The sequence below is a fragment of the Bradyrhizobium sp. 160 genome, from assembly GCF_023073735.1.
GTDB lineage: Bacteria > Pseudomonadota > Alphaproteobacteria > Rhizobiales > Xanthobacteraceae > Bradyrhizobium.
The window spans coordinates 1-21,538 of record NZ_JADPKD010000007.1; the positions used below are offsets into that span (position 1 = coordinate 1).

The window sequence follows — 21,538 nt, forward strand, 5'->3', positions numbered from 1 at the left end:
GACCTGCGCGGCGAATCCTACGGCCTGCTCATCGACCAGATCGGCGAGGTGCTGCGCCTGCCCGAGGACGGCAAGGAAGACAACCCCGTCAACCTCGACCCCCGCATGGCCAAGCTCGCCGGCGGCGTCCACCGCCTCGACGGCCAGCTCATGGTCGTCCTCGACGTCGATCGCGTCCTCGAGCTCGAAACCAAAGTGCAAATGGCTGCGTGAGCCAACCGAAACATCGAAGCCGGAGAACCGAAATGAAGACGTGTTTGGTGGTCGATGATTCCAGTGTCGTGCGCAAGATCGCGCGCCGGATCCTGGAAGGCCTCGAGTTCGAGGTCACCGAGGCCGAGGACGGGTCGAAGGCGCTCGAAATCTGCCAGCGCAAGCTGCCCGATGCGGTGCTGCTCGACTGGAACATGCCCGTGATGGACGGCTTCGAGTTCATGGGCCACATGCGTCGCCTGCCCGGCGGCGACCAGCCCAAGGTGGTGTTCTGCACCACCGAGAACAACGTGGCTCATATCGCCCAGGCGCTCAGCGGCGGCGCCAACGAGTACATCATGAAGCCCTTCGACAAGGACATTATCGCCGATAAATTCGCTGAAGTTGGTTTGATCCCGGTCGGACAAGCCATGGTCTGAGTGTGTCTGGCCCGCGTGTCTTGGCCAGAGTGTCCCCTGTACAGTTTCGAAGAGGCCATCAGTGACGCCGACCGAGTATGAGTATCTGCGCAAGTTCCTAAAGGATAATTCCGGTCTCGACCTGTCCGCGGACAAGCAATACCTGATCGAAAGCCGTCTCCTGCCGCTCGCCCGCAAGGCCGGGTTCTCCGGCATCGCCGAGCTTGTGCAGAAGCTGCAAGCCGGCTCGCGCCCGCTGATCACCGACGTGGTCGAAGCCATGACCACCAACGAGACCTTCTTCTTTCGCGACAAGGTGCCGTTCGATCATTTCCGCGACACGATCATGCCCGAGGTCATCAAGGCGCGCGCCGGCCGCCGCAGCGTGCGCATCTGGTGCGCCGCCGGCTCGACCGGGCAGGAGCCCTATTCGCTGGCGATGTGCCTCAAGGAGATGGGCGCGGCCCTCACCGGCTGGCGCATCGAGATCATCGCGACCGATCTGTCGCAGGAGGTGCTGGAAAAGGCCAAGGCCGGGGTCTACAGCCAGTTCGAGGTGCAGCGTGGCCTGCCGATTCAGATGCTGGTCAAATATTTCAAGCAGACCGGCGAGACCTGGCAGATCAATCCCGAATTGCGGGCGATGATCCAGCATCGGCAGCTCAATTTGCTGCATGATTTTGCCCAGCTCGGCACCTTCGACGTGATCTTCTGCCGCAACGTGCTGATCTATTTCGACCAGGACACCAAGATCAACGTCTTCAACCGTCTGGCGCGCCAGATCGAGCCCGATGGCTTCCTGGTGCTGGGTGCAGCCGAGACCGTGGTCGGACTGACCGACACGTTCAGGCCGATTGCGGAACGGCGCGGCCTCTACAAGCCGAACGATCCGCGCACGGCGGCAGCCAAGCCGGCTCTGGCCGGCGTGGCCCCGCGCCTCGCGGTGATGGCAGGACGGTAAGCATGGCCGAGGATGGAAAAGGTGCGGAGCGCGTGACGTTCAGCCGTGGCTATGACGTCTGCATCATGGCGATCGACGGCACCTGGCGGCGCGACTGCAAGCTCAACGCGATCTCCGATACCGACGCCATCCTCACGGTGGAAGGCTCGATCCAGGGGCTGAACCTGAAAGAGTTCTTCCTGCTGCTGTCGTCAACCGGCCTCGCCTACCGCCGCTGCGAGCTGGTGCGCGTCAACGGCGCCGAGATGGACATCCAGTTCCTGCGCGGCAAGAACCGGAAGAAGCGCGGCGCGGCCGGAGGCCATGACGCCGCGGCCTGATCGGGGCGTGGCTGCCGCCGCGCTTTCCGCCATGTTGCTTTAGATTTGCTGAAACATCCGAACCAATTTGCCGGAGCAGCTTTACGTCATCTAAGCGCGAGCCGTGTAGCCATTGCTGGTCTCAATCTCAGGATACGGCAATGCCCAGAAGCTCTCTCTCCCCGATCCCGTCAAACCTGCCCGACGTCGCCGAGCGGCGTGCGCTTCAGCTCCTGGTGGTCGATGACGACGCCACGCAGCGCAGCCTGATCACAGTCGCCGCCAAGCAGGCCGGCCACGAAGTCACCGTGGCGCCGTCGGTGGCGGAAGCGATCAAGAAGCTTCGCGCCGCGCGCTTCGACTGCGTTACGCTCGACCTCGTGCTGGAGGATGGCGACGGCATCGACGTGCTGCGCGAGATGAAAGAGGCGAAATTCGCCGGCGCCGTGATCGTGATCAGCGGTATGGACGGCAAGCGCCGCAGTGCTGCCCGCAGCTTCGCCCGTTCCGTCGGGATCGAGCTCCAGAGTCTGCCGAAGCCGCTGGATCTCGCGGCCCTGCGCATCAGCCTCGCTAATCTTAGCAAGACCGCGATGGGCTTGCCCGCCATCCATACTTGGGGTGGTGTCGCCACCGAGGCGATCGTGGAACGGCACCGCGCCTGAAGCATGATCCGGATCCGAAGGGCCGCGTTAGCGCAAAGTGCGAAGCGGTTTTCCGAAAAGATCATGCTCAAACAACAGCCTAAAGCGCGATGACGATTGATCCTGATCTCGTCGCGCTTTAGCTGCGGAGCTGCCATGCGATCGGATGTGGCGGCTGCGCCGCCGCGCTGATCGCGATCCTACACGTCGCTGGATTCCGATAGGCATTGCAGGGCGTGGCGAAGCCCCGCCCTGCAGGCGCCGAGGGCGACGCTCGCGGTGGCGTATGGGGGCGTGACGTCGTCGAGGATGAAGACGTCCGCGGAACTTTCCGGATCGTCGCCGTGTTCTTGATCCATGGCTGCGGCGATCCGGCGCATGCTGGTCTCGATCTGCGCGATCAGCAAGCGAAGGTCAGCCGCAATCAGCTCACGGCTCTCGACTTCGGGCGTTGCGACCAACGGCGGCGTATCGGCCAAATTTAGCATGGATATTCTCCGTCCTCTGCAATTAGGCGCCATGCCGCTACTTGTGCGTTAAGTCCGTGTCCCGTACAAATACGGGTGGGCCGAATCCGCGCCGAACGCCATAACGGTTGGCGCGGACGCGAGTCCTTCATGCCAACCGGATGTGGCACATGGCCGAACAAAGCTCTCGCGGTGAAATCTTCGTGGTCGACGACGACCCTGCCGTTCGCGACACCTTGTCGATGGTGTTGAAGGCGGCGGGCTATGAGGTGATCTGTTTTGCGGACGGCGCAGCGCTGCTATCCGTCGCGCGAAACCGCACACCGGCTGCGATCCTGCTCGACGTGCATATTCCCGGAAAGTCGGGCCTCGACATTCTCAAGGAATTGCACGGCGAGGACTATCCGGCGCCGATCTTCATGATCTCCGGGCAGGGCGACATCGCGATGGCGGTGGGCGCGATCAAGAGCGGTGCGCTCGACTTTATCGAGAAGCCATTCCGCGGCAGCGAGATTGTCGGCCGACTCGACGAGGCGATCGGCGCCTATGCACGACGGCAGGCGGAGAACGCGTCGCCGAAATTCGGTTCGCTGCATTTCCCCGGACGCGAGCCGTTGACGCGCAGGGAGCGCGAGGTGCTCGAGCAGTTCGCCTCCGGTGCATCCAACAAGGAAGCCGGCCGTACGCTCGGCATCAGCCCGCGCACCATCGAGGACCACCGCGCCAACATCATGAAGAAGCTCGGCGCGCGCAATGCCGCCGACCTGATCCGCATCGTGATGACCGCAGCCCAGCGCGCGTCGTAGGACGAGATCTCTCTTTCGTGCCCCGGACCCAGCGCGTCACGCACTGATGCGCTGCCGAGCCGGGGTCCATCTTTTCAACTAATCGCAAGAAGTTCTGGGTTCCGACTCTGCGGCGCAGTGTTCCACGTTGCGCGAACATACCTCACTCGCTCAATGCCTTTCGGATGATCCGCGCCAGATCGGACTTGCGATAAGGCTTGGCCAGCAGCAGCACGCCCGCATCCAGCCGGCCGTGATGGATGATCGCATTCTCGGTATAGCCGGAGGTGTAGACCACCCTGAGATCGGGGCGGGTCTTCTGGAGCTCGTCGGCGAGCTGACGCCCGTTCATCTTGCCGGGCATGATGACGTCGGTGAACAGGAGGTCGAACGGCTTGCCTGCGGCAACGATCGCGAGCGCCTCGGCCGCGTTCGCGGCCTGCAAAGTGACGTATCCCAGCGAATGCAGCTGAGCCAATACGTAGTCACGGACCAGCCGGTCGTCCTCGACCACAAGGATGGTCTCGTGCCCGCCCTCGATTGGCGCCGCCGTCACACCCTCGCCGACCGCCGTCGGTGTCTTGCCCGGCGGCAGGTACATCTTGATCGTGGTGCCGTGGCCTTCCTCGCTGTAGATCTTGATGTGCCCAGCGGACTGCTTGATGAAGCCGTAAACCATTGAGAGTCCGAGTCCGGTGCCCTTGCCCGGGCCCTTCGAGGTGAAGAAGGGATCGAACACCCTGGGCAGCATGTTCGCAGGGATTCCGGTGCCGGTGTCGCTCACGGCAATCAGCGCATAGTGCCCCGGCGGTACGTCGTTGGCGCTGGCATAGACCTCGTCGAGATAGGCGGCGCCCGTCTCCAGAATCAGCTTGCCGCCGCCTGGCATGGCGTCGCGGGCATTGAGCGCGAGATTGAGGATCGCGGTGGTGAGTTGGTTGGGATCGACGATCGCGACGCAGCTCTCGTCCTCGAATGCCGATTCGATCTGGATCTGCTCGCCCAGCGTCGGGCGCAGCAGTTTCGCGGTGTCGACGATCAGCGAATTGATATCGACCTCGCGCGGCTGGAGCGGCTGCTTGCGCGCGAAGGCGAGCAGGTGCTGGGTCAGATCGGCGCCGCGCGCGGCCGCCTCGTCGATCATCTTGGTGATGGCCGCGAGCTGCGGCTCCTTCTCGACCGCCTCCGCCAGGATCTCGATGGTTCCGGTGATGACGGTGAGGATGTTGTTGAAGTCGTGCGCCACGCCGCCGGTAAGCTGGCCTACGGCCTCCATCTTCTCGGCATGACGGATGCGCTCCTCGGCGGCGATCTTGTCGGTGAGGTCGCGGTAGAAAACGTTGAACAGCAGGCCCTCGCGGCGCTTCAGCGCGGTGACGCTGAGCTCGGCCCTGAACTCCTTGCCGTCGTGGCGGCGGCACATCAGCTCGCGGCGTCGATTCAACGTCCTGTCGCCCTCGTGTTCCAGGAAGTGCTTCAGGCCGGTCCAGACCCTGTCGCGTTCGCTTTCGGCGACGATCAGATCGATCGTGTTCTTGCCGAGCACCTCGTCGCGGCGCCAGCCGAACAGCCGTTCGGCTTGCGAATTCCAGTTCAGGATGCTGCCGGTCTCGTCGGTCTGCACGAAGGCGTCGAGCGAGGTCTCGACGATGTTGCGGGCGAGACGTTCGCTCTCGCGCAGCGATTCCTGCGCGAGCCGCGCCTCCGTCATGTCGCGTCCGACGAAGAAGAAGCGCTGCGCCTGCTCGGACCAGTTGCCGAGCCAGGACAGCCAGACCTCGTGTCCGTTCTTGTGGAAGCAGCGCGTGTCAGCGAGCTTCGGCCGCTCGCCACGCCGCATCACGCGCATGTTCTGGCGAGACTGCTCCAGATGGTCGGGATGAACGAAGTCGGCGCCGTTGCGGCCGATCATCTCCTCCGGCGGGTAGCCGAGAATGGCCTCGCTGCTCGGGCTGATCTGCGCGATGTGGCCGTGCGCGTCCATCACCATGATCAGGTCCTGCGACGTCTCGAAGATCTGCCGCCGCTCCTCGAGCTGCTGCTGCAGCGCCCGTTCGGCCCGCCGCGCCTCGGTGAGGCTGCGTGCAGATCCGGAGGCGCCGACGATCTCGCCCGACGGTCCCCGGATCGGCGAGAGGCTGAGCGAGATCTCGACCGGAGTGCCGTCCTTGCGCAAGCGCACCGTCTCGAACCGTTCTATCGGCTCGCCCCGGGCGATCCGCTGCAAATAGAGCTTGCCCTGCTCGCGGCGATCGGCAGGTACGATGATCGCGGTGGATTTCCCGATCGCCTCGTCCGCCGAATAGCCGTAGAGGCGTTCGGCAGCCGGATTCCAGCCCGTGATGATCGCATCGAGCGTCTGCATCACGATCGCATCGTCGGATGATTCCACTGCGGCGCTGAACAAGCGCTCGCGCGCTGCATGATGGCTTCGAGCTGCCTCGGTGCGGCGATGCTCCTCGATCTCGCGTTGGAGCGCGGCCGTTTTCGCCCGGGTCTCCTCGACCATCTGGGCAAAGGCCCGTGCCAGCACGCCGGTCTCGCCGCTGGCGTCGACCGGTATGTCCGCGGGACGCCCGCCGCCGATGGCTTCCACGGCCGCGGTCAGGCGCCCGATCGGGCGCGTCAGCGAGCGCGCCAGGAGCACCGCGAGTAAAGCCGCAGCGAGCACGGCAAGCCCGCCGACGAGCAAGGACGTTCTTTGAATGGCTGCCGGCACGAGGCCGAACACCGGCGGGGGAATCGTCTCGATGATCGCAACCCATTCCTTGCCCACGAGCAGCGCCGGCGCGATGGCCGCCCCGCTCGGGCGGCCCGATCCGTCGGTCATGAGCCGCGTGGATCCTTCCAGCGTCCCGGCCAAGGCTGCAAAATATGGAAAATCCTTGCGCCAGTCGTTGGGACGATCATGCAATGCGCCGAACTCCCGGGTGCGATCGGGATGGACGAGATAGTCGCCGCGCGAATTCACGACGTAGATCTCTCCTCCTGAGGCAGCCGTCGCTCGGACGCGCTCGAGGGCCGGACGCATGTCGATATTGGCAATGATGATGCCGAACGGCCTGCCGTCCGGCGTGAACAGGGGTGTCGCGACGCGCAACGTCGGAATGTGGGAGGCGGTGGTTCCCCCCTGGCGCGTGGCGAGATTGATCGGTGAAACATAGATTTCACCCGCCGCCAGTCGAATCGTCTCGTGGAAGTAGGCTCGTTCGCCCTTGCGCTCCAATTCGTCACTGGGGACGATCCGCGCCTTTCCATTCGGGCCGGAGCGATCGACGCGGACCAGCTCGCGCTGGTCGTCGTCCAGACCGATGATGCGAAACTGTCCATAGCTGGGCTTGGCGTCGATCTCGGCGGCGAGCCGCGCTGCGATGCGCTCGCGCCAGGTTTGTTCCGAAACGCCGTCGGATGGGTCGATGCCTCCACCAATGTGAGCGCGGATCAGGCCGTTGATGGCTGCGGCAGAGCGGTAGCCGAGCAGATCGCCGCGCGCGCCGGCAACGTAGGATTCGAGATTGGTTGCCAGCAGCCGTGACTGGGCTTCGACGCGTTCCAGCACCCGCGGAATGACGGCCTGGGTGGTGTTGCGATAGCCGAGCCATCCGACAGCGGCCACGGTCACCGCCACCAGCAGGATCATCGCGATGGCAAGCCGCGTTGCGAGCGTCATGGGGATATTCGCACCGCTTCCCGAATGGCCGTGCCTGTTCCGGCCTGCAACGGAATGAAGCTCCTTGTCATCGCTGGCCGATGCCGACATCCGGATTCCCCAGCGATGCCGCCTGTGCCGTGCCTAGGCAACCATCGACCGCCGCGAGCAGTGCGCCTGGTCGGAACGGCTTTTGCAGGCTTGCCTCCGCGCCGAGCTTGGTTGCCATCTTCAGGAAATCCGGCTCCGCATAAGCGTCCGGCGTGGCCGAACGGCCGGAAATGACGATGATCGGGATGGCTGGGGCCAGCGCCCGGATATGGCGCATCGTTTCCAGCCCGTCCATGCCGGGCATGAAAATGTCGAGAAACAACAGGTCGAACGGGCTAGCCTCGAACAACGCCAGTCCCTTGTGGCCATCGCAGGCGACGGTGACGTGATGACCGGCCCTCTCCAGGAGCAGCCGGATCGTGATCTGCACGGCCGCGTCGTCATCCACGATCAGGATGTTGGCCACGTCTGAAATCCTCCGGACCGAATGGAACATTCCCAGCGGCCCAAATCAAATCATCAAACACGAAATTGTTGCGCGGATTCTGCCCAGCCTGCAAGCACTTCGCGAGCGACACCATTCCGCTCGAGACTAACCCGATCCCGCCGACTATATGCATGCTCTCGTGCATAAGAGGCCAACTCGGGGACTCCTAGTCGGTCAGATACTCGGGATAGCGGCTTCGAATCTTGTCCAGCTCGCTCAGCGTCCCCGACAGATGCTTGCGCAGATGCTGTTGCGCGGCCTCGGCGTCTCCAGTCTCGATCGCGCGCGCGATCAGTCTGTGGTGCCGGACGATGTTCTGGGCCTTGCCAGGCGAGGGCAAATGCAGCCGTCGCAGTCGATCGATATGTCCGCTGCGGCTGCGCACCAGCGTCCAGAGCTCCTGCTTGCCGGCGGCCCCATAGAGCTGCGCGTGAAAATCATTGTCGCCGGCGATGAAGCTCTCGAAGTCGCCGGCCTTGGCGAATTGTTGCTGCAGCGCGATCGCGTGGTCGAGGCGGATGACCAGAGCCGCGTCATCCCTTTCCGCGAGCAGACGGACGATTTCGAGCTCCAGCGCCTGGCGCAGGAAATGCGCCTGCTCGGCGCGACCGACATCGACCCGGCTGACCACGGTCGCGTGCTGCGGAAACACGTCGACGAGCCCTTCTTCCTCCAGTCGCATCAGGGCGTCGCGGATCGGCGTCGAGCTGACGCCGAACTGCGCGGCGAGATCGGTGCGCGACAACGGCGCGCCCGGCGGCAGCTCGAGCGCGACAATCGCGTTGCGCAGCCGCTCGAATACCTGCGGCGCGGCCTGCCGGGCCCGGTCGAGCCGCGCGCGGGAGCGGGCGGCGGCATGGGACGCGGGATGGGTTGATTCCATGGCGACGGCTCCGGCGGGCTTGCCATTGATGCACTAATGCATTAGTGCATCAATGGCAATGGCATCGCACGTCAATGGCGGCCGGAGGAAACGAACAACAATGATGAAGCAATTGCAGAGTGGGTTTGCAGCCATCGCCCTGATCGCCGGGACGGCCTTGGTGGGCTCGCCGGCCAAGGCTCAGCAGAAATCCGAAGTCGCGCTGTCGCGCCAGCCCGGCATCTTCTACATGCCGAGCCACATCATGGAGAAGCTGAAGCTGATCGAGAAGCACGCGGCTTCCGTCGGCGTACCCGGTGTCACTACCAAATGGATCACCTTCTCCGGCGGCGGGGCGCAGACCGACGCGCTGCTCGCCGGCGGCGTCGACATTCTCAACACCGGCACCGGCAATCTGCTGCTGCTGTGGGATCGCACCCGCGGCGGCGTGAAGGGCATCGTCGCCACCTCGGCGCAGCCGATGACGCTGATCAGCCGCGACGCCAACATCAAGTCGATCAAGGATTTCGGCCCGGGCGACAAGATCGCGGTGCCGACCGTGAAGGTTTCGACCCAGGCGATCGTGCTTCAGATCGCGGCCGCCGAGGCTTTTGGTGCCGACCAACGGTCGAAGTTGGATGCCAGCACCGTGCAGCTCGGTCACCCCGACGCCTATGCGGCGCTGTCCAACCCCAAGCATGAGGTGCACAACCACTTCTCGATCCCGCCCTTCACCTTCCTGGAGCTGAAGAACGTGCCGGGTGCGCATGTGGTGCTGTCGTCGCCCGACGTGATGGGCGGCCCGCTCAGCCAGGCCCAATTCTTCACCACGACGAAGTTTGCCGACGCCAATCCAAAAATCATCCAGGCCGTGCGCGACGCCACCAAGGAAGCGCAGGATCTGATCCGCAGCGATACCAAGCAGGCGGTCGAGATCTACAAGGAGATCACCGGCGACAAGACATCGGTGGAAGAGCTGCTCGATCTTCTGAAGGAGCCCGGCATGATGGAGTGGCATCTCGAGCCGCAGGGCACGATGAAATTCGCCGCCCATCTCTACAAGACCGGAACGCTGAAGAATCAGCCCAAGGCCTGGACGGATTACTATCTTCCCGTCGCCCACGATCTGAAGGGCAATTGATGGCACTGCTCGACGTCAGCGGCGTGACGCTGCGCTACAAGACCTCCAGTGCCGTCGTCACCGCCACGGAAAAAGTGAGCTTCACCGTCGATCGGTCCGATCGCTTCGTGTTGCTCGGTCCCTCCGGCTGCGGCAAGTCGACCCTGCTCAAGGCCGTCGGCGGCTACATGATTCCGGGCGAAGGTCGCATGACCATCAACGGCCGCGAGATCGTTGGTCCCGGCGCCGACCGCATGATGATCTTCCAGGAATTCGACCAGCTCCTGCCCTGGAAGACCGTGCTCGCCAACGTGATGTTCCCGCTGCTCACGGCGAGAAAGCTGTCGCGCAAGGACGCCGAAGCGAAAGCGCGGGCCTATATCGAAAAGGTCGGCCTCACCCGCGTTGTCGATGCCTATCCGCACACGCTCTCCGGCGGCATGAAACAGCGCGTCGCGATCGCGCGCGGCATGGCGATGGAGCCGGACATCCTGCTGATGGACGAGCCGTTCGCCGCGCTCGACGCGCTGACGCGCCGGACCTGCCAGGACGAACTGCTCCAGCTCTGGAGCGAAACCAAATTCACCGTGCTGTTCGTGACCCACTCGATCGCGGAGGCGATCCGCATCGGCAACCGCATCCTCTTGCTGTCGCCGCATCCCGGCCGCGTCAAGGCCGAGGTGGTCGATGTCGACAAGGTCTCCAATGGAGACGGCAGCGCCGGCCGGCTCGAGAAGGAGATCCACGATCTCCTGTTCGCCTCCGAAGCCGTGGCGCATTGAGGGAGTCTCTGATGGGTGAAGCGAGAATCCTGCTGCGCGACGCTTCGGCTGCCGCATCTTCCGGCGCCGGCGAAGTCGAGCGCAAGCTCAGCGTGCCTGAGCTGCTGTGGAACGACGGTTTCGTCCGCAAGACCGTTATTATCCTGTTCCTCGCGGCGGTCTGGGAGGCCTACGGCGTCACCCTCGACAATCCCCTGCTGTTTCCGACGTTGCACGACACTTTCGTCACGCTGTTCGAGCGGGTCAAGGACGGCACCATTCCGATGCGGGCCTGGACCTCGCTGAAGGTGCTGTTCATGGGCTACTCGGCCGGCATCGTGCTGGCGGCGATCTTCACCGTGCTCGCCATCTCGACCCGCATCGGCACCGACTTCCTCGAGACCGTGACGGCGATGTTCAACCCGCTGCCGGCAATCGCGCTACTGCCGTTGGCGCTGATCTGGTTCGGCCTCGGCAACGGCAGTCTCGTCTTCGTGCTGATCCATTCGGTGCTGTGGCCGGTCGCGCTCAACACCCATTCCGGCTTCAAGAGCGTGTCCAACACGCTGCGCATGGTCGGCCGTAATTACGGCCTGCGCGGTCTGCCTTACGTCGCCAAGATCCTCATACCCGCGGCCTTCGGCTCGATCCTCACCGGCCTCAAGATCGGCTGGGCGTTTGCCTGGCGCACGCTGATCGCGGCCGAGCTGGTGTTCGGCGTGTCCTCGGGCCAGGGCGGGCTCGGCTGGTTCATCTTCGAGAACCGCAATCTGCTCGACATTCCTGCTGTCTTCGCAGGCCTCTTGACCGTGATCATCATCGGGCTCTTTGTCGAGAACCTGATCTTCCGCGCCATCGAGCGGAACACCGTCCAGAAATGGGGCACCCAATCATGACCAACAACAAGAAGAAAACGCCCGACCAGCTCCGCAGCGCGCGCTGGTTCGCGCCCGACGATCTCCGCTCGTTCGGCCACCGCTCCCGCACCATGCAGATGGGCTACGCGCCGGAAGAGTGGAAGGACCGGCCGATCATCGCGATCCTCAATACCTGGTCGGATGCGCAGCCCTGCCACATGCACTTCAAGTCGCGCGTCGACGACGTCAAGCGCGGCATCCTGATGGCCGGCGGCCTGCCGCTGGAGCTGCCGGCACTGTCGCTGTCGGAATCGCTGCTCAAGCCCACCACCATGCTCTACCGCAATCTGCTGGCGATGGACGCCGAGGAATTGCTGCGCAGCCATCCCGTCGACGGCGTGGTGCTGATGGGCGGCTGCGACAAGACCACGCCGGCGCTGCTGCTAGGGGCAACCTCGATGAACATCCCGGCGATCTATCTGCCGGCCGGTCCCATGCTGCGCGGCAATTGGAAGGGCAAGACGCTCGGCTCGGGCTCAGACGGCTGGAAATATTGGGACGAGCGCCGCGCCGGAAAAATCTCCGACAAGGACTGGCTCGATATCGAGGCCGGCATTGCCCGCAGCTACGGCACCTGCATGACCATGGGCACGGCCTCGACCATGACGGCGATCGCGGAAGCGATCGGCATGACGCTGCCCGGCGCGTCCTCGATTCCGGCCGCCGATGCCAACCACATCCGCATGGCCTCCGAATGCGGCCGCCGCATCGTCGAGATGGTGTGGGAGGATCTGACGCCGAAGACGATCCAGACTCGCCAGGCGTTCGAGAACGCGATTGCGGTCGCGATGGCGATGGGCTGCTCGACCAATGCCATCATCCATCTGATCGCGCAGGCCCGCCGCGCCGGCCAGGACATCAGCCTTGACGATTTCGAGATCGCGAGCCGCAAGGTACCGGTGATCGCCAACGTGCGGCCGAGCGGCGATACGTACCTGATGGAAGATTTTTTCTATGCCGGCGGCCTGCCGGCGCTGATGGGCCAGATCAAGCCGCATCTGCATCTCGGCTGCGTCACGGTCACCGGCAAGACGCTGGGCGAGAACATCGAGGGCGCCGAGGTCCACAATGCCGATGTGATCCGCTCGGTCGACAATCCCATCTACAAGGAAGGCGCGCTCGCCGTGCTCAAGGGCAATCTCGCGCCCGACGGCTGCGTCATCAAGCCCTCGGCCTGCGCGCCGCGCTTCCTCAAGCACACCGGACCTGCGCTGGTGTTTGACGATTACCCCGCGATGAAGAAGGCGGTCGACGATCCCAATCTCGACGTCACCGAGGATCACATCCTGATCTTGCGCAATGCCGGGCCGCAGGGCGGACCGGGCATGCCGGAATGGGGCATGCTGCCGATCCCGACAAAACTCGTGAAGCAGGGCGTGCGCGACATGGTGCGCATCTCGGATGCACGCATGAGCGGCACCAGCTATGGCGCCTGCATCCTGCACGTTTCGCCTGAGTCCTATATCGGCGGCCCGCTGGCGCTGGTCCGGAACGGCGACCGCATCACGCTCGACGTTGCCGCGCGCAGCATCAATCTCGATGTCCCCGAAGCCGAGCTGGAAAAGCGCCGCGCCGCCTGGAAACAGCCCGAGCCCCGTTTCGAGCGGGGCTATGGCTGGATGTTCACAAAACACATCAAGCAGGCCAATGACGGCTGCGACTTCGACTTCCTCGAGACCGGTTTCGGCGCGCCGGTCGGAGAGCCTTCGATTTACTAGTTTCACCGTCGTTCGGGGCGATGCGAAGCATCGAACCCGGAACCTCGAGATTCCGGGCTCGCTTCGCGCCCCGGAATGACCATTAGAGAGAGTGCACCAAATGCCCAAACTTACCGAAACGACCCGCAACAAGCTCAAATCCGTCTCCACCGCCACGGTCGCCACCGCGCTGTTCAAACGCGGCCTGCGCATCCAGATGATCCAGGATGTGCGCCCCTTAAGTCCCGACCAGCCGACCATCGTCGGCGAGGCCTTCACGCTGCGCTACATGCCGGCGCGCGAGGATCTCAACACCATTGACGTCTTCAAGGACCGTTCCCATCCGCAACGCAAGGCGGTCGAGGATTGTCCGGCAGGCAGCGTGCTGGTGATGGACAGCCGCAAGGACGCGCGCGCGGCCTCTGCCGGCGCGATTCTGGTCACACGGCTGATGAAGCGCGGCGTCGCCGGTGTCGTCACCGATGGCGGCTTTCGCGATTCCGCCGAGATCGCAAAACTCGGCTTCCCCGCGTTTCATCACCGCCCCTCGGCGCCGACCAATCTGACACTGCATCAGGCAATCGAGATCAACGTGCCGATCGGCTGCGGCGATGCGCCGGTGTTCCCCGGCGACGTCATTCTCGGCGATTCCGACGGTGTCATCGTCATCCCCGCGCATCTTGCCGACGAGATCGCCAACGAGACGTTTGAGATGACGGCGTTCGAGGACTTCGTCACTGAGGAAGTCGGCAAAGGCCGCGGCATCTTTGGTCTTTACCCCGCGACCGATCCGCAGACGCTCACCGACTTCGCGGAGTGGCGGAAGAAGAACGGGCGCTAATTTCTTCGCTTCTCCCCGTTGCGATCGGGGCAATGGCACATAGGAGCGATTTCGTCTGTGGCCATCCTTCGAGACGCCCGCCGTTGGCGGGCCCTCAGGATGAGGAAGCGAGTGCGCGGGCGCAGTTCAACGAGCAACAACGCTGCTTAGCCTCATCCTGAGGAGACCGCGAAGCGGTCGTCTCGAAGGACGAGGCGCGCCCCCAGGTCGCGCTAAACGCCATATGGTTGCCGGAAAGGGGAGAGGCAGAAGATCACGCTTCCGCCATCCCCGCCGCCCACAGTGCGAATGCGTAGACGATCGCGACTTCATCGAGTCGGTCGAAGCGTCCCGAGGCGCCGCCATGGCCGGCGCCCATGTTGGTACGCAGCAACACCGGCCCGCCGCCGATCATGGTGGCGCGCAGGCGCGCGATCCATTTGGCAGGCTCCCAATAGGTGACGCGCGGATCGGTCAATCCGCCCATCGCCAGGATCGCCGGATAGTCTTTCGCCGCGATATTGTCATAAGGCGAGTAGGACAGGATGGTGCGAAAATCCTTCTCGCTTTCGATCGGGTTACCCCATTCCGGCCATTCCGGCGGCGTCAGCGGCAGCGTGTCGTCGAGCATGGTGTTGAGCACGTCGACGAACGGCACTTCGGCAACGATGCCGGCGAACAGTTCGCCGGCGCGATTGGCGACCGCGCCCATCAGCATGCCGCCGGCCGAGCCACCATGGCCGATAATGCGTTTGGCGCTAGTGTACTTCGCATCAATCAGCGCCTGGGCGCTGGCGGCAAAATCGTCGAACGAATTCGTCTTCTTCTCGCGCTTGCCGTCGAGATACCAGCCCCAACCCTTGTCGGCACCGCCGCGGATATGGGCGATGGCATAGACGAAGCCGCGATCGACCAACGACAGGCGGTTAGCGCTGAACGAGGCCGGCATCGCCATGCCGTAGGAGCCGTAACCATAGAGCAGCAGCGGCGCCGAGCCGTCCAGCGTGAGCCCGCGACGATGCAGGATCGACACCGGCACCTCGGCGCCGTCATGCGCCTTTGCCATGATGCGCGTGGTGACGTAGTCAGCGGCATCATGGCCGGACGGAATCTCCTGACGCTTGCGCAAGGTGCGCGTGCGCTTGACCATGTCGTAATCATAGACCTCCGACGGCGTCGTCATCGACGAATAGGAAAAGCGCAGATTCGTCGTCTCGAACTCGTACGAGCCCATCGTGTCCAGCGAATAGGCGGCCTCGTCGAAGGCGATGGCATGCTCCTCGTTCGTGGCGAGATCGCGGATCACGATTGCCGGCAGCGCATTGGCGCGCTCGAGCCGCACCAGATGACCGGCATAGAGATCGAGGTCGATGATGTAGATGCCGGGACGATATGGGATCAGATCGCGCCAGTTCTTGCGCTCGGGCGCGCCGAGCGGCGCCGTGACGATCTTGAAGTCGATGGCATCGTCGGCATTGGTGAGGATGAAGAGCTCGTCGCCGCGATCGGCCAGCGAATATTGCACGCCCTCTTCGCGCGCTGCGACCAGGCGCGGCGGCGCCTCCGGATTGGCGAGGTCGATCAGCCGTTGCTCGGAGGTCTCGTGGTCGCCGCCGGCGATCACGCAGAAGCGGCCGCTGGTGCTCTCGTGCAGGTGGGTGAACCAGCCGGCATCCTGCTCCTCATAGACGAGTGTGTCGTCGGCCTGCTTGGTGCCGAGCCTGTGCCGCCACACCTGCATCGGCCGATGATTGTCGTCGAGCTTCACATAGAAGAAGCTCTTGCAATCTTTGCTCCAGACGATGCCGCCGTCGGTCTCCTCGACGATATCGTCAAGGTCCTTGGCCGTAGCCCAATCACGCACGCGGATGGAAAAATATTCGGAGCCCTTGGTGTCGGCGCTCCAGGCCTGGAGCTTGTGGTCGTGCGAGTGCCGGCTGCCGCCGAATTTGAAGTATTTGTGGTCCTTGGCGAGTGCGTCGCCGTCGAGCACGATCTGGCCGTCGCCGCCGTCGCGCGGCATGCGGCCGAACAGCTCGTGCTGCCCGCCCTCGCGAAACCGGCGGAAATAGGCGAAGGGACCGTCGGGCGAAGGCACGCTGGAATCGTCCTCCTTGATCCGCCCCCGCATCTCGCGCACCAGCGTCTTCTGGAGAGTGGCGGTGTGGCCAAGCAGGCTCTCGGTGTAGACGTTCTCCTCATCCAGATATTTCCGGATGTCGGGATCGAGCACGCTGGGATCGCGCAAAACCTCCTGCCACTTCTCGTCCTTCAGCCAGGCATACTCGTCGGTCACGGTGATGCCGTGCCGCGTGAAGGAATGCGGCCGGCGCGGGGCGACGGGCGGCTGGAAAGGTGTTTTGGCCTGTGTCACTCGATCCTCGTTCATGTCTCGTCGGAACCCAGATCGTCATGCGCGGGCTTGACCCGCATCCATCAAGAACGAAGTTCGGAGTGATGGATGGCCGGGTCAAGCCGGGCAATGACGGCCATGGGCGGCGGCAGGTCGCGCATCATATGGCGACGAGACCGCGAATTGCTAGCGCAGCTAGCGGCAAGGACCGTGCCAGATCGCCGGGTTGTTGACCTCGCCCTGGTATGCTTTACGGCCCATATCCCCGCCGCCGGTGCAGCCTGATGCTGTTCAATTCCTATCCGTTCATCCTGCTGTTCCTGCCGGCCGTGCTGGCTGGCTACTTCTGGCTCGGGCGGCGCAGCAATCTGACGCCGGTGATCTGGCTGGCGGCGGCCTCGCTCGCTTTTTACGCCACCGGCAGCTGGCCATTCCTGGCCCTGTTGCTGATCTCGATCGCCTTCAACTATGGCGTCGGCCATCTCCTCATCTTGGCGAAGCTCACGTCGCCGCACCGAAAGACGGCGCTCGCTCTTGGTGTCATCGGCGATCTCCTCGTGCTCGGCATCTTCAAATATGCCGGCTTCGTCACCGAGAACATCAATGCGCTGGCCGGCACGCATTTCGCGGTCCATATCCTGCTGCCGGTCGGCATCTCCTTCTACACGTTCACCCAGATTGCGTTCCTGGTGGACGCTTACCGCGGGCAGGTCGCGGCCTATGCGCTGCCGCACTACGCGCTGTTCGTGACCTATTTCCCGCATCTGATCGCAGGACCGATTCTCCATCACAAGGACATGATCCCGCAATTCGATCGGAAGGAGAGCAAGCTTCCGGATGCGCATCTGATCCTGTGCGGGGTCATCATCTTCGCCATCGGCCTGTTCAAGAAGACGTGTCTTGCCGACGGCATCCAGCCACTGGTCGCGCTCGCCTTCGAGACGCGCTCGCCGAGCTTTGACCAGGCCTGGTGTGGTGCGCTCGCTCGCCTACACGTTCCAGCTTTATTTCGACTTCTCCGGCTATTCCGACATGGCGATCGGGATCTCGCTGATGTTCGGCATTTTCCTGCCGGTGAATTTCAACTCGCCCTACAAGGCGGTCAGCATCGTCGAGTTCTGGCGGCGCTGGCACATGACGCTGTCGCAGTTCTTGCGCGACTATCTCTACATCCCGCTCGGCGGCAATCGCAGGGGCCGCGTGCTGCGCTACGTCAATCTGATGCTCACGATGCTGCTCGGTGGGCTCTGGCACGGCGCGGCCTGGACGTTCGTGGTATGGGGTGCGCTGCACGGCGTCTATCTCTGCATCAATCATGCCTTCAACGCGCTGGTGCCGGACGTTCCATCGCTTCTTGCGAGGCCGGTCCGCATCGCTGGCGCAGTGCTGACCTTCCTCGCCGTCGTCGTCGCTTGGGTGTTCTTCCGCGCCGAGAGCGTTGCCTGGGCGTTGCGGGTGCTCCACGCGATGGCTGATCTCTCGAACATCGTCTTCGGCCGCGAGGAGATCGCGGCGCTGGTGCAGGTCACGATTTACGCCGCACTGGTGTGGCTGGCGCCGAACACGCAAGGCATCATGGGATACGATCACGCCAGCCGCAGGGTCGGCGAGGACTTGCGGGCAGGGCGGATGCGGCCGCTGGTGCTCTATGGGGCATCGCTGGTGCTCGCGTTCGGCATTCTGGGCATCCAGAGCCACAGCGAATTCATCTATTTCCGGTTCTGATGCGCACGCCGTTCACACACCTAAGGCGTCTTCTGCTCGCGAGCATTGCGTGCGTTCTGGGCGCGGCGGCACTCAACTACGTCGTCGATCCCCTGCAACTGTTCCGCCCTTCGTATTTCGTCGCAGCCTTCTATTCCGAGGACACGCGCGTGCAGAATGCCGGGCTGATCCGCAGCCAGTCGTTCGACACCGCCTTCATGGGCACCTCACTCGCGATCCATTTCCGCCAGAGCGAGATCGATCGTGCGCTCGGCGTCCGTTCGCTCAAGCTGGCGATGACCGGCTCCAATTCGCGCCAGCAGGCTTTTGTGCTGGAGCAGGCGATCGAGCGCGGCGCAAAGCGGGTGATCTGGGCGATGGACGACTTCATCTTTATCGATGCCACCGACATCGAGGCCGATCCCTATCTGGTCCGTCGATCTCTATCGCAGGACGGCCAGGGGGATCGGGTCTTATCTTTTCAGCGCTGCGATGGCGAAGGAATCCGCGTTCGCATTGCTGCGGTCGGTCGCGTCATTGCGAGAGCCGCTGACCCGGGCGGCGCCTTATCTCCCCCTTAGGTTTGCGCTGCCCGACGTCGATGACATCTACGCGCTGCCGCGGGATTTCGACGTCGCGAGCGGCTACAATGCGCAGCGGACGCTTGCCGCCTTCGCCTACATCACCGCTCCCGCCCGCAGCCGTTTCCTCGGTGAAGGCTATGGTTTCGATGCCATGGTGCGGCATTTCGAGCGCGATGCGGTCGGCCTGATCACGCGCCATCCGGACGTGACCTTCGACATCTACTTCCCGCCCTATTCGATCCTGCAATTCGTCGCGATGCGCGATGCATCACCCGAGACGCTGAAGATCGTCACCGATCTCTCCGCACGCACTGCGCAAATCCTGACGCAGCTTCCCAACGTGCGCCTGCACGATTTCCGCGCGATCAAGCAGGTGACGCACGATCTCGGCAATTACAGCGACGTCATCCACCATTCGCCGGTGATTGATGCGAAGGTGCTGAAGTGGCTGGCGAGCGGGGAGTATCGCGTCGATCCGAAGGCGCCGCTTGCACCGCTGAATGAGCTAAAGGCGCAGGTCGCGGCGTATCGCATCGGGCCCTGACCTTCTCCCACAAGGGGAGAAGGAAGAAACCCGCGCGGAACGTGCCGCGCCTACACCGCCACTTCCTCGCCAAGATACGCGACGGCCGCCTCCAGCCCGCCCTTGCCGTGCGGGATCTTCAGCGCATTGAGCCCGATCTCGATCACGCCCAACGTGCCGAGCAGCATCGGCGCATTCACATGGCCCATATGGGCGATGCGGAAGGCTTGTCCCGAGAGATCGCCGATGCCGGTGCCGAGCACGACGCCGCACTTGTCTTTGCAATAGCGTTGCAGCACGGCCGGATCATGGCCGTTGCTCATGGTCACCGTGGTCACGGTGTTGGAGCGCTCGCTGGCTTCCGCCACGTTGAAGCCGAGCACCTGGCCTTCCGACCATACGTTGACCGCGCGGCGCGCGGCTTCGCCGAGCAGGCTGTGGCGGCGGAACGCGTTCTCCAGTCCTTCCTCGTGCAGGAGATCGATCGCCTGGCGCAGCGCGAACAGCAGATGCACCGGCGCGGTGCCGGCATATTTGCGATAGTGCTCGGTGCCCTCGCGCTCGCTCCAGCTCCAATAGGGCGTCGCCATGTTGGCCGTCTTGTGCACCTCGCGCGCACGCGAATTAGCGGCGACGAAGCCGAGGCCGGGCGGCGTCATCAGACCCTTCTGCGAGCCGGACATGGCGACGTCGATGCCCCATCTGTCCATCTCGAACGGCATGCAGCCGAGCGAGGCGACAGTGTCGACCATGTACAGCGCGGGATGCCCGCTGGCCTTGATCGCCTTGCCGATCGCCTCGATGTCGTTCTGCACGCCAGAGGCCGTGTCGACCTGGACGACGACGACCGCCTTGATGGTGTGCTCCTTGTCGCGGCGCAGGCGCTCCTCGACCTCGTGCGGCCGCACCGCGCGGCGCCAGTCGCCCTTGAGCACCTCGACCTCGGCGCCCATCAGCGCCGCCGCATTGCCCCAGCCGATCGCAAAACGCCCGCTCTCCAGCACCAGCACCTTGTCGCCGCGCGACAGCACGTTGCTCAGCGCCGCTTCCCAGGCGCCGTGGCCGTTGGCGATGTAGATGTAGGACTTGCCCTCGGTCGAAAACAGCTTCGAGATGTCACTGAGCAGGCCCTCGGTCAGGTCGGTCATCTGCTTGGAGTAGATGTCGATCGCCGGACGGTGCATCGCCTGCAGCACCTCGTCGGGCATCGTGGTGGGCCCGGGGATGGCCAGAAATTCCCGGCCCGCGCGAACGGTCATTGCTGTTGGTCCTTGTTTTTGGAGGACAGGCTGGTAGGTCGCTGAATCACACTTTTACGCGGCGGCGCGCCCATAGAAAAGCACGTTAAACGCAGGGCTGTGGCGCTTATCTCCTGGTCTCGCGGCAGCCGGCGGCTTCCGCCTCTTCCACTGAGCAGAACCAGCGGGTGCCCTTGCTGATCTTCATCCTGATCTGGGTGTACCAGCGGCTAGTCGGCTGGTGGTAGATGCATTCGCCGGCGCTGTTGACGTTGCCCTTGATGGTGCAATCAGGTGAAGGCGCGACCGGTCCCGAGGCCGAGGCGAGCAGCACCGCATGGGCGCCGTCGGGCGGCTTGGTGGCGCCCAGGATGGCGGTCTTCTTGTTGCGGACGCGCCAGTCCCAGGGCGCGATGAAGGCGCCCTGCCACATCCCCGCCTTCGCCTCCCGTGCAGCGGCTTCGTCCGCGTCGTAATCATGGGACATGCGGGTGTAGGCCAGCGCCCAGCCGCTGCGCACCAGCCATTTCTGGATGTCCTCGCCGCCGACCTCGCAGCGCGCCACGGTGCGGCCGCGCCGGTCGATGGCGCGGGTGTGGCAGACCCAGCTCTTGCCCTCGGTATGTTTCGCGAGCTCGTCACGCGCGGCGACGCCGCAGGTCCAGCGCTCGGTCTTGGTGTTGAGGCAGAGCTGGTCGAGCGCGGGGGCGTCGATGCCGCCGAGCCGGATTCGCGTGTTCCCGATCACGACGGTATCGCCGGCGCGTACCTTGGCCGTGCCGGTGATATCGGCGGCCTCGGCCAGCGAGGGGAGGGCGAGGAAAGCCAGCGCAATCAGGACGTTTCGCAACATGCCGGTCCGCAAGTCCCAGGAAAATCTCGATAGAGCCTGCGATTGTGTCAGCTTTTGGCTACTCGGCCAGCGTATGCCGGACAGATAGGCTTTCAACTTCCCGTCATCAAAGCGGGCGAGTTGCGAATAGGGAGTGGCGAATAGGGACGACC

20 protein-coding genes and 1 pseudogene are annotated in these 21,538 nt (G+C 63.9%); 13 read left to right on the forward strand and 8 right to left on the reverse strand.

What is annotated here, in order from left to right; translation table 11 throughout:
• The 5 genes from IVA98_RS02445 to IVA98_RS02465 form a co-directional block, all read left to right on the forward strand.
• Window positions 1-213 (forward strand): chemotaxis protein CheW (locus IVA98_RS02445; RefSeq protein ID WP_247303962.1); only part of this gene is annotated, 213 nt, incomplete at its 5' end.
• Window positions 214-245: 32 nt separating this feature from the next.
• Window positions 246-632, forward strand: coding sequence for a response regulator (locus tag IVA98_RS02450; protein ID WP_027577509.1), 387 nt, complete (start codon window positions 246-248; stop codon window positions 630-632).
• 61 nt (window positions 633-693) lie between these two features.
• Window positions 694-1,572, forward strand: coding sequence for a CheR family methyltransferase (locus IVA98_RS02455; protein ID WP_247303965.1), 879 nt, complete (start codon window positions 694-696; stop codon window positions 1,570-1,572).
• A 2-nt stretch (window positions 1,573-1,574) separates the two neighbouring features.
• Window positions 1,575-1,892 (forward strand): hypothetical protein, encoded by a 318-nt coding sequence (locus IVA98_RS02460; protein ID WP_011083221.1) that lies wholly within the window; start codon window positions 1,575-1,577, stop codon window positions 1,890-1,892.
• Between the two features lie 140 nt (window positions 1,893-2,032).
• Window positions 2,033-2,536, forward strand: coding sequence for a response regulator (locus IVA98_RS02465; RefSeq protein ID WP_247279754.1), 504 nt, complete (start codon window positions 2,033-2,035; stop codon window positions 2,534-2,536).
• A 179-nt stretch (window positions 2,537-2,715) separates the two neighbouring features.
• Here IVA98_RS02465 and IVA98_RS02470 read toward each other — a convergent pair whose 3' ends face one another.
• On the reverse strand, window positions 2,716-3,003 hold the full coding sequence (locus tag IVA98_RS02470) for a hypothetical protein (protein ID WP_247303967.1): 288 nt from the start codon (window positions 3,001-3,003) through the stop codon (window positions 2,716-2,718).
• Between the two features lie 149 nt (window positions 3,004-3,152).
• Between IVA98_RS02470 and IVA98_RS02475 the strand changes: the two genes are divergently transcribed.
• The gene (locus IVA98_RS02475; RefSeq protein ID WP_091897867.1) at window positions 3,153-3,788 is read left to right on the forward strand and encodes a response regulator transcription factor; all 636 of its coding nucleotides are present in this window, start codon (window positions 3,153-3,155) and stop codon (window positions 3,786-3,788) included.
• A 142-nt stretch (window positions 3,789-3,930) separates the two neighbouring features.
• Here the strand turns inward: IVA98_RS02475 and IVA98_RS02480 are convergent, their stop codons facing one another.
• From IVA98_RS02480 to IVA98_RS02490, 3 genes are all read right to left on the reverse strand, one after another.
• Window positions 3,931-7,527, reverse strand: coding sequence for a PAS domain S-box protein (locus IVA98_RS02480; protein ID WP_247303969.1), 3,597 nt, complete (start codon window positions 7,525-7,527; stop codon window positions 3,931-3,933).
• Entirely contained in the window at window positions 7,505-7,933 is a 429-nt protein-coding gene (locus IVA98_RS02485) for a response regulator (RefSeq protein WP_247303972.1), read from the reverse strand. Before IVA98_RS02485 ends, IVA98_RS02480 begins: the two co-directional genes overlap by 23 nt.
• Window positions 7,934-8,120: 187 nt before the next feature.
• Window positions 8,121-8,837 carry a GntR family transcriptional regulator gene (locus IVA98_RS02490; protein WP_247303974.1) on the reverse strand — a complete coding sequence of 239 codons (717 nt, stop codon included), beginning with the start codon at window positions 8,835-8,837 and terminating at the stop codon, window positions 8,121-8,123.
• Between the two features lie 100 nt (window positions 8,838-8,937).
• Between IVA98_RS02490 and IVA98_RS02495 the strand changes: the two genes are divergently transcribed.
• The 5 genes from IVA98_RS02495 to IVA98_RS02515 all read left to right on the forward strand — a co-directional run bounded on the left by IVA98_RS02495 (window position 8,938) and on the right by IVA98_RS02515 (window position 14,152).
• On the forward strand, window positions 8,938-9,957 hold the full coding sequence (locus tag IVA98_RS02495; protein ID WP_247354256.1) for an ABC transporter substrate-binding protein: 1,020 nt from the start codon (window positions 8,938-8,940) through the stop codon (window positions 9,955-9,957).
• Window positions 9,957-10,718 carry an ABC transporter ATP-binding protein gene (locus IVA98_RS02500; RefSeq protein ID WP_247303978.1) on the forward strand — a complete coding sequence of 254 codons (762 nt, stop codon included), beginning with the start codon at window positions 9,957-9,959 and terminating at the stop codon, window positions 10,716-10,718. The genes IVA98_RS02495 and IVA98_RS02500 overlap by 1 nt, the downstream gene beginning before the upstream one ends.
• Window positions 10,719-10,729: 11 nt before the next feature.
• Window positions 10,730-11,593 (forward strand): ABC transporter permease, encoded by an 864-nt coding sequence (locus IVA98_RS02505; RefSeq protein ID WP_247354257.1) that lies wholly within the window; start codon window positions 10,730-10,732, stop codon window positions 11,591-11,593.
• Window positions 11,590-13,332 (forward strand): L-arabinonate dehydratase, encoded by a 1,743-nt coding sequence (araD, locus tag IVA98_RS02510; RefSeq protein ID WP_247303982.1) that lies wholly within the window; start codon window positions 11,590-11,592, stop codon window positions 13,330-13,332. The genes IVA98_RS02505 and araD overlap by 4 nt, the downstream gene beginning before the upstream one ends.
• Window positions 13,333-13,432: 100 nt before the next feature.
• Window positions 13,433-14,152: a ribonuclease activity regulator RraA gene (locus IVA98_RS02515; RefSeq protein WP_247303984.1), complete on the forward strand. Its 720-nt coding sequence runs from the start codon at window positions 13,433-13,435 to the stop codon at window positions 14,150-14,152.
• Between the two features lie 253 nt (window positions 14,153-14,405).
• Here IVA98_RS02515 and IVA98_RS02520 read toward each other — a convergent pair whose 3' ends face one another.
• Both IVA98_RS02520 and IVA98_RS37450 read right to left on the reverse strand, forming a co-directional pair.
• Window positions 14,406-16,505 carry a S9 family peptidase gene (locus tag IVA98_RS02520; protein ID WP_247303986.1) on the reverse strand — a complete coding sequence of 700 codons (2,100 nt, stop codon included), beginning with the start codon at window positions 16,503-16,505 and terminating at the stop codon, window positions 14,406-14,408.
• Window positions 16,506-16,567: 62 nt separating this feature from the next.
• Complete coding sequence (locus tag IVA98_RS37450; RefSeq protein WP_247354258.1) at window positions 16,568-17,329, reverse strand: hypothetical protein; 762 nt, start codon at window positions 17,327-17,329, stop codon at window positions 16,568-16,570.
• A 127-nt stretch (window positions 17,330-17,456) separates the two neighbouring features.
• Here IVA98_RS37450 and IVA98_RS37455 point away from each other — a divergent pair, with 127 nt between their 5' ends.
• Window positions 17,457-18,209 carry an MBOAT family O-acyltransferase gene (locus tag IVA98_RS37455; RefSeq protein ID WP_524536343.1) on the forward strand — a complete coding sequence of 251 codons (753 nt, stop codon included), beginning with the start codon at window positions 17,457-17,459 and terminating at the stop codon, window positions 18,207-18,209.
• Window positions 18,209-19,316 (forward strand): annotated as a pseudogene (locus IVA98_RS02535) (hypothetical protein). Before IVA98_RS37455 ends, IVA98_RS02535 begins: the two are co-directional and overlap by 1 nt.
• A 50-nt stretch (window positions 19,317-19,366) precedes the next feature.
• Here IVA98_RS02535 and IVA98_RS02540 read toward each other — a convergent pair.
• Window positions 19,367-20,554, reverse strand: a complete 1,188-nt coding sequence (locus tag IVA98_RS02540; protein WP_247303993.1) for a pyridoxal-phosphate-dependent aminotransferase family protein — start codon at window positions 20,552-20,554, stop codon at window positions 19,367-19,369.
• Between the two features lie 106 nt (window positions 20,555-20,660).
• Window positions 20,661-21,386, reverse strand: coding sequence for a thermonuclease family protein (locus IVA98_RS02545; RefSeq protein ID WP_247303995.1), 726 nt, complete (start codon window positions 21,384-21,386; stop codon window positions 20,661-20,663).
• Window positions 21,387-21,538: the final 152 nt, after the last annotated feature.